Source organism: Shouchella hunanensis, from assembly GCF_028735875.1.
GTDB lineage: Bacteria > Bacillota > Bacilli > Bacillales > Bacillaceae_D > Shouchella > Shouchella hunanensis.
In genome coordinates this window covers 1697598-1710942 of the sequence record NZ_CP117834.1, presented here as the reverse complement: position 1 = coordinate 1710942, position 13345 = coordinate 1697598, and the positions used below count along the sequence as shown (strand labels likewise).

Genomic DNA, 13345 nt, shown 5'->3' with positions numbered 1-13345 from the left:
TTGACGTCAGATCAACGGCGAATCTCTTCGTCCTATTTGTGTCTTTCTGTCAGTCATGTACGCAAGTACGCTCCTTCCTTCAAGCACTTCTAGTCCTCGATCTTCTTGTTGCTCTTTGTCAAAGGAATGAAATCCTTCTTGTTAAAAGAATCGGTGATTCTTTCAAAACTAAATCAAATCATCTACTCAAACTCAAGAAATTTAGGATAAGCCCTCGACCGATTAGTATCAGTCCGCTCCATGTGTCGCCACACTTCCACTTCTGACCTATCAACCTCATCATCTCTAAGGGGTCTTACTGGCTTACGCCATGGGAAATCTCATCTTGAGGGGGGCTTCATGCTTAGATGCTTTCAGCACTTATCCCGTCCATACGTAGCTACCCAGCGATGCTCCTGGCGGAACAACTGGTACACCAGCGGTATGTCCATCCCGGTCCTCTCGTACTAAGGACAGCTCCTCTCAAATTTCCTACGCCCGCGACGGATAGGGACCGAACTGTCTCACGACGTTCTGAACCCAGCTCGCGTGCCGCTTTAATGGGCGAACAGCCCAACCCTTGGGACCTACTTCAGCCCCAGGATGCGACGAGCCGACATCGAGGTGCCAAACCTCCCCGTCGATGTGGACTCTTGGGGGAGATAAGCCTGTTATCCCCAGGGTAGCTTTTATCCGTTGAGCGACGGCCCTTCCATACGGCACCGCCGGATCACTAAGCCCGACTTTCGTCCCTGCTCGACTTGTAGGTCTCGCAGTCAAGCTCCCTTATGCCTTTGCACTCTACGAATGATTTCCAACCATTCTGAGGGAACCTTTGGGCGCCTCCGTTACTGTTTAGGAGGCGACCGCCCCAGTCAAACTGCCCACCTGACAATGTCCCTGACCCGGATCACGGGTCGAGGTTAGAATGTCAGCACCATCAGGGTAGTATCCCACCGACGCCTCCACCGAAGCTAGCGCTCCGGCTTCCAAGGCTCCTACCTATCCTGTACAAATGGTACCAACACTCACTATCAAGCTACAGTAAAGCTCCATGGGGTCTTTCCGTCCTGTCGCGGGTAACCTGCATCTTCACAGGTACTATAATTTCACCGGGTCTCTCGTTGAGACAGTATCCAAGTCGTTGCACCATTCGTGCGGGTCGGAACTTACCCGACAAGGAATTTCGCTACCTTAGGACCGTTATAGTTACGGCCGCCGTTTACTGGGGCTTCAATTCAGAGCTTCTCCCTTACGGGATAACCCCTCCTCTTAACCTTCCAGCACCGGGCAGGTGTCAGCCCCTATACTTCGCCTTACGGCTTCGCAGAGACCTGTGTTTTTGCTAAACAGTCGCTTGGATCTATTCACTGCGGCTCTCTCGGGCTTTAACACCCTAATAGAGCACCCCTTCTCCCGAAGTTACGGGGTCATTTTGCCGAGTTCCTTAACGAGAGTTCTCCCGAGCGTCTTAGAATTCTCTTCTCGCCTACCTGTGTCGGTTTGCGGTACGGGCACCTGTATTCTAACTAGAGGCTTTTCTCGGCAGCGGAGGATCAGGGATTTCGGACCCTTGGGTCCTTCACGGTCACAGCTCAGCCTTCACGGAACACGGATTTGCCTATGTTCCAGCCTTGCATGCTTCGACGCGCACAGCCAGCGGCGCGCTCACCCTACCTTTCTGCGTCCCCCCATCGTTCAAACAAATACGAGGTGGTACAGGAATATCAACCTGTTGTCCATCGCCTACGCCTTTCGGCCTCGGCTTAGGTCCCGACTAACCCTGAGCGGACGAGCCTTCCTCAGGAAACCTTGGGCTTTCGACGGAGGGGATTCTCACCCCTCTTTTCGCTACTCATACCGGCATTCTCACTTCCAAGCACTCCACTAGTCCTCACGATCTAGCTTCACAGTCCTTGGAACGCTCCCCTACCCAATCCCTACTGGGATTGCCATAGCTTCGGTGATACGTTTAGCCCCGGTACATTTTCGGCGCAGAGTCACTCGACCAGTGAGCTATTACGCACTCTTTCAATGATGGCTGCTTCTAAGCCAACATCCTGGTTGTCTAAGCAACTCCACATCCTTTTCCACTTAACGTATACTTGGGGACCTTAGCTGATGGTCTGGGCTGTTTCCCTCTTGACTACGGATCTTAGCACTCGCAGTCTGACTCCCGAGTTAAAGTTTTTGGCATTCGGAGTTTGACTGAATTCGGTAATCCTGTGGGGACCCCTCGTCCAATCAGTGCTCTACCTCCAAAACTCATCACTCGAGGCTAGCCCTAAAGCTATTTCGGGGAGAACCAGCTATTTCCGAGTTCGATTGGCATTTCACCCCTACCCACACCTCATCCCCGCATTTTTCAACATGCGTGGGTTCGGGCCTCCAGTCGGTGTTACCCGACCTTCACCCTGGACATGGGTAGATCACCCGGTTTCGGGTCTACGACAACGTACTTACTCGCCCTATTCAGACTCGCTTTCGCTACGGCTCCGCCTCATCAGCTTAACCTTGCACGTTATCGTAACTCGCCGGTTCATTCTACAAAAGGCACGCCATCACCCATTAACGGGCTCTGACTAGTTGTAGGCACACGGTTTCAGGATCTCTTTCACTCCCCTTCCGGGGTGCTTTTCACCTTTCCCTCACGGTACTGGTTCACTATCGGTCACTAGGGAGTATTTAGCCTTGGGAGATGGTCCTCCCGGATTCCGACGGGGTTTCACGTGTCCCGCCGTACTCAGGATCCACTCTGGAGGAAACGAAGTTTCAGCTACAGGGCTGTTACCTTCTTCGGCTTGTCTTTCCAGACAATTCACCTACTCCGTTTCTTTGTAACTCCGTATAGAGTGTCCTACAACCCCAAGAGGCAAGCCTCTTGGTTTGGGCTGATTCCGTTTCGCTCGCCGCTACTCAGGAAATCGCATTTGCTTTCTCTTCCTCCGGGTACTTAGATGTTTCAGTTCCCCGGGTCTGCCTCACCCTGCCCTATGTGTTCAGGCAGGAGTACCATCCCATTACGGATGGTGGGTTCCCCCATTCGGAAATCTCCGGATCAAAGCTTACTTACAGCTCCCCGAAGCATATCGCTGTTCGTCGCGTCCTTCATCGGCTCCTAGTGCCAAGGCATTCACCGTGCGCCCTTTCTAACTTATCCATTTTTACTTCAGATTCCCTTCGTATCTCTTCGTCTGGTTCCTGTCTTTCTGTCAGTTACGTAGCGAACTACGCTCCTTCCATCAAGCATTTCCCATCCTTGATCTACTTGGGTCTCTTTGTAAAACAGTTAACCTAAAAGGTTTATGAATTCTTGACGTCTCGTTCAAACAGTTGTAACACCGATGAACAAAACTAATTTGAGTTGATTGATTATGATTTAGTTTTCAAAGAACCATGCCTACAGGATGTAGGTACCAGGCGTTGCCACAGGACGTGGCGTTCTAAGCGTGGTATCCATTACCTTCGCATTTTCAATTGGAAGAGGAATTCTTCCAAAACTGAACAAAAGATCCAAAGCGCTATATGACCCGAGGTCATACATCGACTAGAGTAAAAACTCCATAGAAAGGAGGTGATCCAGCCGCACCTTCCGATACGGCTACCTTGTTACGACTTCACCCCAATCATTTGTCCCACCTTAGGCGGCTGGCTCCAAAAGGTTACCTCACCGACTTCGGGTGTTACAAACTCTCGTGGTGTGACGGGCGGTGTGTACAAGACCCGGGAACGTATTCACCGCGGCATGCTGATCCGCGATTACTAGCAATTCCGGCTTCATGTAGGCGAGTTGCAGCCTACAATCCGAACTGAGAATGGCTTTATGGGATTGGCTCCACCTCGCGGTTTCGCTGCCCTTTGTACCATCCATTGTAGCACGTGTGTAGCCCAGGTCATAAGGGGCATGATGATTTGACGTCGTCCCCACCTTCCTCCGGTTTGTCACCGGCAGTCACCTTAGAGTGCCCAACTAAATGCTGGCAACTAAGATCAAGGGTTGCGCTCGTTGCGGGACTTAACCCAACATCTCACGACACGAGCTGACGACAACCATGCACCACCTGTCACTTTGCCCCCGAAGGGGAAGCTCTGTCTCCAGAGTGGTCAAAGGATGTCAAGACCTGGTAAGGTTCTTCGCGTTGCTTCGAATTAAACCACATGCTCCACTGCTTGTGCGGGTCCCCGTCAATTCCTTTGAGTTTCAGCCTTGCGGCCGTACTCCCCAGGCGGAGTGCTTAATGTGTTTACTTCGGCACTACGGGCATCGAAACCCCTAACACCTAGCACTCATCGTTTACGGCGTGGACTACCAGGGTATCTAATCCTGTTTGCTCCCCACGCTTTCGCGCCTCAGCGTCAGTTACAGACCAGAGAGTCGCCTTCGCCACTGGTGTTCCTCCACATATCTACGCATTTCACCGCTACACGTGGAATTCCACTCTCCTCTTCTGCACTCAAGCTTCCCAGTTTCCAATGGCCGCTCGGGGTTGAGCCCCGAGATTTCACATCAGACTTAAGAAGCCGCCTGCGCGCGCTTTACGCCCAATAATTCCGGACAACGCTTGCCACCTACGTATTACCGCGGCTGCTGGCACGTAGTTAGCCGTGGCTTTCTGGTGAGGTACCGTCAAGGTACCGGTAGTTACGCCGGTACTTGTTCTTCCCTCACAACAGAGCTTTACGACCCGAAGGCCTTCCTCACTCACGCGGCGTTGCTCCGTCAGACTTTCGTCCATTGCGGAAGATTCCCTACTGCTGCCTCCCGTAGGAGTCTGGGCCGTGTCTCAGTCCCAGTGTGGCCGATCACCCTCTCAGGTCGGCTACGCATCGTCGCCTTGGTAAGCCGTTACCTTACCAACTAGCTAATGCGCCGCAGGCCCATCCCTTAGTGACAGCCGAAACCGTCTTTCAAAAGAGAATCAGGTGATTCTCTCTATTATCCCGTATTAGCTCCGGTTTCCCGGAGTTATCCCAGTCTAAGGGGCAGGTTACCTACGTGTTACTCACCCGTCCGCCGCTGACTTCCGGGAGCAAGCTCCCTTCTGTCCGCTCGACTTGCATGTATTAGGCACGCCGCCAGCGTTCGTCCTGAGCCAGGATCAAACTCTCCGTTAAAAGTGTTTGACTTGCTCATTTGCACATTTTAAAGCTGTGTCTAACTTCATTGACGAGATACCTTGTATCTCTTTTTACGCTTGGCTTTTGTTCAGTTTTCAAAGAACTCGTTTGCGCTTCGATCTCTCTTGGCGACTCTTAGTACTTTACACGACCGCAAGTGAAAAGTCAAATCTTTTTTTGAAAAAAGTTTTTTGCTTTTTTCTAGAAGATATTGGTTTCTCTAACGCGGTATTGACTACTATATCATCAATAATCTACAAAATCAACTACATTTGGTTATTTTTTTTTATAACATGATTCAACTGAATGACGTATTCTTTTTGATCACACGGTAAAGCAACACGTTTATACAAATTCAGCACAATTTCATACTTCTCGACCATTAACTGTTTAACAACCTGATCAATTCGTTCATCTGTTAAATCAAGAAGCAATTCTTCTAGTTCTCTTTTTAATATGTACTCAAGTTCCTTTGTTTCTTTTTCTGAAATCAGTAATCCTCTCATAGGTTCCTCCTATCACTCTAATACCTAATAAAATAGTCTTTTCAAACGATGGCAATTTTATTCATATTTTTTTCGGACAGACATATCTTTTCTATAAGAGGACGAGTTTAAAGGAGCGAATGCAGTGAAAGGAATTTGGGTCATTAACTTAACGAAGTGGAAGCCGGTTTTGTTTATATGCGTAGCGGCTTTATTTGTAGCAAGTTGGCTAGTTATACAGCGGGATTATGTGCCTGTGTTCTCAACACCAGATGGCCCTCAAGCATTTTATAAAGCGGAGGATAGTGGCCAGAAAGTTGCTCTTACCTTCAATATTAGTTGGGGCGAGCATAATGTTTCACCAATCGTAGAAATACTTGAGCAAGAGAATGTTGAACATGCAACCTTCTTTCTATTAGCGTCTTGGGCAGAGACGTATCCAAATTTAGTGAAAGAAATTGCCGATGCTGGTTACACCATCGGTAGTCATGGCTATCAATATAAGAATTATACGTCACTAAACGAGGATCAAGTGGCTCAAGACATGAGACGTAGTAAACAAGTACTTGAAGAATTGACAGGAGAAGTCCCTACTTTATTACGGCCGCCAAATGGTGCATTTTCATCAAGAACGTTGCAACTTGCAGACGAACAAAATCTTGATATCGTTCACTGGAGCATTAATTCTTACGATTATGAAAATCCGGGTACAGAGGCAATCATTAAAAACAGTACGGACCAAACCGGTTCAGGAGATGTGTTGCTGTTTCATGCATCAGATACAGTAAAACAAACAGCTGCCGCTTTACCAACCGTATTAAAGCAGCTAAAACGAGATGGCTACGAATTTTCAACTATAGAAGAATTAATGTCGAACACAAATGCTGACAACACCGAAGTAGACTAAAATCATAAAAACCTGATCCTCTTGCGGATCAGGTTTTTTTATGTAATCGATGCAACAAGAGCAGTTGATACGTGTTCCCTACTAATAGAGGGGTAAGATATAAAATAAGCCAGTTTGGATCATCAGCAACGATGGCCGGTATCCATTCAATCGTAGTAATTACAAACATAAAGAATAGCGCAGGTACGAACGCTCCTTTATTCGTTTCTTTCGCTTTAATTGTTGCGATGATAAGTGCATAAAGGAAAAGAGCCGTCGGGATAATAAAGTATCCCCAGAAAGAACTGTTTTCTCCAAATGCAATATAGCGAAAATAAACTAAGTCAAAAAAGACAAACGCAATCAGGACCCACTGGATACGGTTCCATAATTTGTGCGATCGAGACAAGCCCAGACCAAAACGATGTATAAATAAATATGCGAAAAAACCCATTTGCGAAACAAGTGTAAAGGCAGCACTAATGCCAAGCATCCAGACAAGTCCAATCAGAAAATTCTCAGCACCATCACCAAGATACCGATCTAGATTCGTCAGAACGCCGACAATACCACCGGATAGACTTCCGAGAAGCAACGTCGACCAAAATATAAAAACCACTTTCCTGCTGTTCACAAGCAAATCCCCCATTTTTAGAATCCATTATTAATTGTAGCAACCTTAGTAAAGAAACACCAGCTTGTTTATGCATATTTTCTTAAGCACGGCAAACACTAAAAGCAAATCCAAGACAGAAAGGATTCCACAATATGCGTATGAGGAACTATACGTTTGCCGTCATTATGTCTTTATCTTTCATACTCGCTACGTTAAGTGGCTGTGCCCAAACAGAAGCACAACAGAACACCGATTATGAAGGCACAAAAAAAATGGTGATTGATTTATTGAAGACAGACGAAGGAAAGAAAGCATTACATGAATTGATTGCGCAAGAAGATATGCGAGAAGAAATTGTGATGGATAGCGCCTTCGTTAAACAAACCATTCAAGATACATTAACATCTGACGAGGGTAAGAAATATTGGCAAGAAGTCATGAAGGACCCTGAGTTTGCGAAAGCTTTTGCAGAAAGCATGCAAGCGGAGAATGAAAAAATCATTAAATCATTAATGAAAGATCCAGATTATCAACAGATGATGATGGATATATTAAAAGATCCGCAAATGGGTGAGCAGGCGTTGGAGCTAATGAAATCCAAAGAATACCGCGAACAAATTATGGGGATTATGAGTGAAGCGTTAGAGAGTCCTTATTTTGCAGCGAAAATGGCAGGCTTAATGAATGAGGCGATTGAGAAGCAAAGTAAAGATTCAGAAGACAACTCAAACGAATAAAAGACTGAACCCCATTGGGCTCAGTCTTTTATTTTTTATCGTTCTACTTTAAACGCAATAGCTTGTGCAAGCTCTTGATAAATTTCACCAATTGGGTGATCTTCTCCATAGATAGATGGCGCAAAATCGTTTTCATCAACGACAGGTTGTCCTAATGGAATTTGCGCTAATAAGTCTGTCTTCAACTCTTCCGCTAAACGAGGACCGCCACCTTGGCCAAATACATATTCTTTTTCCCCTGTTGTTTGGCTCTCGAAATATGCCATATTCTCAACAACACCAAGCATTTCATGGTTTGTTTTAATCGCCATCGCTCCTGCACGTGCAGCGACAAATGCAGCTGTTGCGTGCGGGGTTGTGACTAGTAGCTCTTTTGAATCGGGTAGCATGGAATGTAAATCAAGGGCTACGTCGCCTGTACCCGGTGGTAAATCTAAAACAAGATAATCGAGCTCGCCCCATTCGCATTCGGAGAAAAATTGGTTAATCATCTTTCCGAGCATTGGCCCTCTCCATATGACAGGTGCATTGTCTTCAACAAAGAAGCCCATTGAAATCACTTTTACCCCAAATCGCTCAACAGGATAAATGCGTTTATCAATGACTTTCGGACGTTCTTCAATGCCCATCATATCCGGTACACTAAATCCATAAATATCCGCGTCAATGATACCGACTTTCTTTCCAATGCGCGCTAATGCGACTGCTGTGTTTACTGTCACAGTCGATTTCCCGACTCCACCTTTTCCACTTGCTACTGTAATAAAGGTTGTTTTACTATCTGGCGCAAGTAATGCAGGGCCTTTAAAAGGCTCTTCTTTTGCTCCACCTAGTGATTGGATTTCTTCATCCGTTAATGTATCAAAACGCAGGCCTACCGAAGCAGCACCTTCGCTTTTTAAAACATTTACAATTTCTTGTTGTACTTGCATTTGTTCAGACGTTCCTGTACGTGCCAAAGCTATTTTTAAGCTTAGATTTCCGTTTTTATTTTTTATTTCACGCACGCCACCTGTGTCGACTATGCTTTTATCCAAATCCCGGTCTTTTACCCGTTTTAGCGCTTCCAATATTTCTTGATCCGTCATTTATTTTGCACCATCCTTTGAAACACTCACGTAATTCCTTTTAGTATAGCATAGATAAAATAAAGAAAGAACTAGAGCGCATTGCACTCTAGTTCCACTTGTTTTACTTATTTATTTGTATCTTATTCTCGTCGCCAGCTTTTACTGATCCTGTTCTTACTTGAACCGTTTCACCTTCTGCTAAGTTAGTGAAAACAATTGGTGTAACAGTAGATCTTGCGTTTTTTGAGATATAGGCTACATCAAATTCAACTAGCTTATCTCCAATATGAACGGATTGTCCTTCTTCAACGTAAACCGTAAAGCCTTCTCCACCTAACTTCACAGTATCAATTCCAATGTGGATCAACACTTCTCGACCGGTTACAGAGGTAATCCCAATCGCATGTTTTGTAGGAAAGACCGTTGTAATTTTTCCTTCTACTGGGGAGACCACCGTTCCGTCCGTTGGTTCAATCGCGAAGCCATCGCCCATCATTTTCTCAGCAAACACTTGGTCTGGCACTTCACTAATCGGAAGTAGTTTTCCTGTCATTGGTGAAGCCATGGTTGATTCTTGCTCTTGTTGTAACGCTTCTGGCTGAGCCTTTTCTACTTGCTTGTTCACTTCATCATCAGGCTTTCTTTCAACCGTTCGAGGCGTTTTACCAGCCATAATGTCTTGCATTTGTCCTTTAATCGTCTCAGAGCGTGGTCCAAAGATGGCTTGAATGTTATCTCCTACTTCAAGTACACCTGCGGCACCAAGGTTTTTTAGTTCTTTCTTATCGACTGCTTTAATGTCGTTAACAGACACACGTAATCGTGTAATACAGGCATCTAAATGAGCAATATTCTCTTTTCCACCCATTGCTGTTAAAATGTGACCAGCTAAAGCACCTTTATCTTTTGCTTTTTCATTTGTTGCTTCTTCCACTTCACGTCCTGGTGTTTTTAAATTGAACTTTACAATAGCAAAGCGGAATACAGTGTAGTAAATAACGGCAAAAATGAGACCAACAATAATGGTTATCCACCAACCGTCTTGATTTGGCAATATCCCAAATAAGAAGAAGTCAATAGCCCCTCCAGAGAACGTAAAACCAACATTTACGCTAAAGTACGTCATAATAACAAACGAAATACCATCCAATAATGCATGAATGACAAATAATACAGGCGCTACAAAAAGGAACATAAATTCAAGTGGTTCTGTAATTCCTGTTAAAAAAGAGGTCAGTGCTGCAGATACCATTAATCCGGCAACAACTTTCTTTTTCTCCGGTTTCGCTGCATGGTACATGGCTAATGCCGCTGCAGGTAAACCGAACATCATAATTGGGAATTCCCCAACCATAAATTGACCCGCTGTAATGTCTACGCCATCACGAAGCTGCGCAAAGAAAATGAGCTGATCGCCTCGAACAATCTCTCCTGCCGCATTGGTATATTGGCCAAATTCAAACCAAAACGGTGCATGGAAAATATGGTGCAAACCAAACGGAATAAGTAGACGTTTAATAAAGCCAAAGAAAAAGACAGCAAAGTATTGCCCTGTTTCTAGTAAGAAAACCGATACTTCATTTAAACCCGTCTGGATTGGCGGCCAAACAATTAATAACAGCAAGGCTACAATAAATGTCATAGCAGCTGTTACAATCGGCACAAAACGCTTACCGGCGAAGAATCCAAGAAATGCCGGCATCTCAATATCATGAAAACGGTTGTAACAAATGGCAGCAATAATCCCGACTAAGATCCCTCCAAACACACCTGTCTGTAGGGTAGGGATTCCTAATACGTGTGCAAGACCAGGATCATCTGCCACCATCTCAGATGTAACGCCTAGCCACTCTCCCATTACTGTATTCATGACAAGGTAACCGACTAGCGCTGCAAGTGCTGCTGCACCATCACCAGCTAAGCCAATCGCGACCCCAACCGCAAAGATTAATGCAAGGTTATCGAAAATAATTCCACCGGCTGCTTCCATTACTCCTGCAGTATGTTGAATCCAACCTGCATCTAAAAATGGTAAGTACGATAATGTCTCTTCCATCTGCAAGGCAACGCCTATTCCAAGTAAAAGACCGGCTACTGGTAGCATGGCCACTGGCAACATTAAAGCTTTCCCGATTTTTTGCAGGTTCCCAAAAAGTTTTTTGAACATGACTCTCCCAACTTTCATTGTAGTGAAGCAAAAGAAAACGGTTTTATGTGAGCAAACAAAAAAGGCATGAGGAAAAATAGACTATCCCTAGTATGGACAGTACACATTTACCTCATGCCTGATCGAATCAGTCACACGACTATTTATATTTATGTTGAACTCGTTGTAAGTGCATTGTTAAATAAACCGCTTCTGCATCAAAAACAGGCTTCCCTAAGGAATGCTGCATGATTTTGATGAGCTTCCAAGAGAGATTATAGCATAGCGGATACTCTTGTTTCAAGAGGGTATCAATTGCTTTTGCCTCTTCCACTTCTTCGTTATTTTCTACCCGTTCAATCGTAAACCGAAGATGGCGAACAAGCCGCATATAATCAATGCTTTCTTTATCTAACACAATATCGAGTTGTTCTTCTATAATGCCCAGCAGTTTTGAAACAAGCTGCGAATGAGCGTTTACCGTTCCAAGATCTTTATTTTTAACAGCGCTATGGATATGCAGGGCAATAAATCCAGCTTCTTCCGGTTGCATCTTCATATGTAACCGTTCCTCGATTAAATGAAGTACTTCCACTGCAATTGCATACTCATTTGGATAAAGCAATCTTGTTTCTGTTAAAAAAGGGTTGCTAATGTGCAGCCCAGCCGCCGTTCTGGATTGTGCAAATGAAAGGTGATCCATTAGACCAACATGAATATGCTCGTTTAAAGGAGCCCCTAAACGTTTTGAAATTAGTTCAATCGCTTCTATTGTTACATCGAGTAAAGGCTTTTCCACATTCGGCAAAAGAGTCAAATAGCTTCTTTGTTCTTTTTCATTTTTAAGAACAAATACTTTTTCCGCTTCCGTACTTGGAACGGCGCTATCCTTTTTTCTATTAAAGCCGATGCCTTTTCCAATTAGTATGACTTCTTCATCATCTATAATTGCTATAAGAACATTATTATTTAACACCTTTTTTACACGATAAGCTTCCATTACATATCATCACTCCACCTCTTATCCTACTTGAGGGAAGCGCCTACCGTCAAACAAAGAATCCATTTATTCATAGGGATTTGCATCTGGTGCTTTTTCACCTGATGCAAAGCGAAGAATTCCCTCATAAATCGAAGCGGCCATTTTCTCCTGATAGTCATCTGTCTCAAGTAATAACGCTTCTTCAGGATTTGATAAAAAGCCTGCTTCAATAAGCGCACCAGGAATCGTCGCTTGTTTTAATAAATAAACATGATGAATTGGTTTTGCATAGCGATTCGTATTCTCAAGGTTCCGTTTCATTTCTTCTTGTATAAAAACAGCTAAATCCTCATTTTGTTTATTTTTCAAGTGATAAAAGGTTTGCGCACCACGCCATTTAGGAGATGGAATGGCATTCATATGAACGGAAATAAAAAAGTCTGCATCACTTTCGTTCACAATCTCCACTCGCTTTTTTAAATCTTCGGTTTTCCGGTGTTTAATCTTTTTTGTTCCTTCACTTGCTAAATCTACATCCTCTTCACGTGTCATTAATACGAGTGCACCAGCTTCTTGTAAATAATCACGAAGCTTTATTGACACTTCAAGGGTAACTTCTTTCTCCAAGACACCTTCTTTAGAACTGGCGCCACCATCCATCCCTCCATGACCAGGGTCTAGCACAATTACTTTTCCAGATAGCGGCAAGTGCCACGTAGTTGAATCCTCTGTACCTGCGTCAAAACGCGCCCATAAAAGAATAATGGCCATCATCAATCCCGTTGTAATTAAAATGATCTGATATCGTTTCATCCCGTCTCCCCCTGTCTCACTTTATATATACGTGGACAAGAAGAAGATATGAATGATTACACTAAACGCATTTTATGTGCCTTATAAGATTCGTTAAACCCTTTTTCCCACCAAGAGCCAATAAGCATGTCTGTTGCTAGGACAGTGGATTCGTCAATTCCTTTATTGCCCCATCCTGACAAGGTAGCAGCCAAGTCGTGAGACAGATGTGCTAACACATCAAAACATCTCCCTTTCGACTGGTGCAGAGGCTCTCCTTTAAATCCGTATTTACCGTACTCAGTTCCAAGTAAAAACGCATCTATGACCACATCCATGCATTGATCAATTAAGAAGGGATACGCCTGCAAATGAAAGGGCATGATTGGCTTGATCCATTCTTGTATATTTTTCTCCATTTTACGGATATCAATTTTACGTAACATCTTTCTTTCAAAATCCCATTTCTTCTCCCGCCGTTTATCGGCTATTGAAACAACCTCACTCATGTTCCATTTCCCCTTTTTTCAACTA

General features: G+C 44.6%; 9 protein-coding genes and 2 rRNA genes. 2 read left to right on the top strand and 9 right to left on the bottom strand.

Translation table 11 applies throughout. The features are described 5' to 3' along the window. Positions 1 to 202: 202 nt before the first annotated feature. The 3 genes from PQ477_RS08740 to PQ477_RS08730 form a co-directional block, all read right to left on the bottom strand. Positions 203 to 3139 (bottom strand): 23S ribosomal RNA (locus PQ477_RS08740). Positions 3140 to 3546: 407 nt separating this feature from the next. Continuing rightward, positions 3547 to 5094: ribosomal RNA gene (locus tag PQ477_RS08735) — 16S ribosomal RNA — on the bottom strand. The 16S and 23S rRNA genes sit together here, the layout of an rRNA operon. Before the next feature lie 269 nt (positions 5095 to 5363). After that, the gene (locus PQ477_RS08730; RefSeq protein ID WP_274273370.1) at positions 5364 to 5603 is read right to left on the bottom strand and encodes a hypothetical protein; all 240 of its coding nucleotides are present in this window, start codon (positions 5601 to 5603) and stop codon (positions 5364 to 5366) included. A 124-nt stretch (positions 5604 to 5727) separates the two neighbouring features. Here PQ477_RS08730 and pdaB point away from each other — a divergent pair, with 124 nt between their 5' ends. Beyond that, complete coding sequence (gene pdaB / locus PQ477_RS08725) at positions 5728 to 6489, top strand: polysaccharide deacetylase family sporulation protein PdaB (RefSeq protein ID WP_274273369.1); 762 nt, start codon at positions 5728 to 5730, stop codon at positions 6487 to 6489. Between the two features lie 28 nt (positions 6490 to 6517). On the opposite strand, the gene PQ477_RS08720 is transcribed toward pdaB, so the two are convergent. After that, the gene (locus tag PQ477_RS08720) at positions 6518 to 7102 is read right to left on the bottom strand and encodes a KinB-signaling pathway activation protein (protein WP_035395710.1); all 585 of its coding nucleotides are present in this window, start codon (positions 7100 to 7102) and stop codon (positions 6518 to 6520) included. 134 nt (positions 7103 to 7236) lie between these two features. Between PQ477_RS08720 and gerD the strand changes: the two genes are divergently transcribed. Further along, complete coding sequence (gene gerD / locus PQ477_RS08715; RefSeq protein ID WP_246117097.1) at positions 7237 to 7821, top strand: spore germination lipoprotein GerD; 585 nt, start codon at positions 7237 to 7239, stop codon at positions 7819 to 7821. Positions 7822 to 7856: 35 nt separating this feature from the next. On the opposite strand, the gene PQ477_RS08710 is transcribed toward gerD, so the two are convergent. The 5 genes from PQ477_RS08710 to PQ477_RS08690 all read right to left on the bottom strand — a co-directional run bounded on the left by PQ477_RS08710 (position 7857) and on the right by PQ477_RS08690 (position 13320). Beyond that, positions 7857 to 8909 carry an Mrp/NBP35 family ATP-binding protein gene (locus PQ477_RS08710; RefSeq protein WP_060705961.1) on the bottom strand — a complete coding sequence of 351 codons (1053 nt, stop codon included), beginning with the start codon at positions 8907 to 8909 and terminating at the stop codon, positions 7857 to 7859. A 103-nt stretch (positions 8910 to 9012) separates the two neighbouring features. Then, positions 9013 to 11058, bottom strand: a complete 2046-nt coding sequence (ptsG, locus tag PQ477_RS08705; RefSeq protein ID WP_274273368.1) for a glucose-specific PTS transporter subunit IIBC — start codon at positions 11056 to 11058, stop codon at positions 9013 to 9015. 139 nt (positions 11059 to 11197) lie between these two features. Further along, complete coding sequence (glcT, locus tag PQ477_RS08700) at positions 11198 to 12037, bottom strand: glucose PTS transporter transcription antiterminator GlcT (protein ID WP_144557473.1); 840 nt, start codon at positions 12035 to 12037, stop codon at positions 11198 to 11200. A gap of 66 nt (positions 12038 to 12103) precedes the next feature. Then, positions 12104 to 12832 carry an N-acetylmuramoyl-L-alanine amidase CwlD gene (gene cwlD / locus PQ477_RS08695; RefSeq protein WP_035395704.1) on the bottom strand — a complete coding sequence of 243 codons (729 nt, stop codon included), beginning with the start codon at positions 12830 to 12832 and terminating at the stop codon, positions 12104 to 12106. 56 nt (positions 12833 to 12888) lie between these two features. Beyond that, entirely contained in the window at positions 12889 to 13320 is a 432-nt protein-coding gene (locus PQ477_RS08690; RefSeq protein ID WP_060705957.1) for a DUF2521 family protein, read from the bottom strand. Between the last annotated feature and the right edge of the window lie 25 nt (positions 13321 to 13345).

Excerpts from the sequence above, each read along its gene's own strand:
- PQ477_RS08730 (WP_274273370.1), bottom strand. The coding sequence starts at position 5,603 with ATGAGAGGATTACTGATTTCAGAAAAAGAAACAAAGGAACTTGAGTAC.
- gerD (WP_246117097.1), top strand. The coding sequence starts at position 7,237 with ATGCGTATGAGGAACTATACGTTTGCCGTCATTATGTCTTTATCTTTC.
- PQ477_RS08710 (WP_060705961.1), bottom strand. The coding sequence starts at position 8,909 with ATGACGGATCAAGAAATATTGGAAGCGCTAAAACGGGTAAAAGACCGG.
- ptsG (WP_274273368.1), bottom strand. The coding sequence starts at position 11,058 with ATGTTCAAAAAACTTTTTGGGAACCTGCAAAAAATCGGGAAAGCTTTA.
- glcT (WP_144557473.1), bottom strand. The coding sequence starts at position 12,037 with ATGGAAGCTTATCGTGTAAAAAAGGTGTTAAATAATAATGTTCTTATA.
- cwlD (WP_035395704.1), bottom strand. The coding sequence starts at position 12,832 with ATGAAACGATATCAGATCATTTTAATTACAACGGGATTGATGATGGCC.
- PQ477_RS08690 (WP_060705957.1), bottom strand. The coding sequence starts at position 13,320 with ATGAGTGAGGTTGTTTCAATAGCCGATAAACGGCGGGAGAAGAAATGG.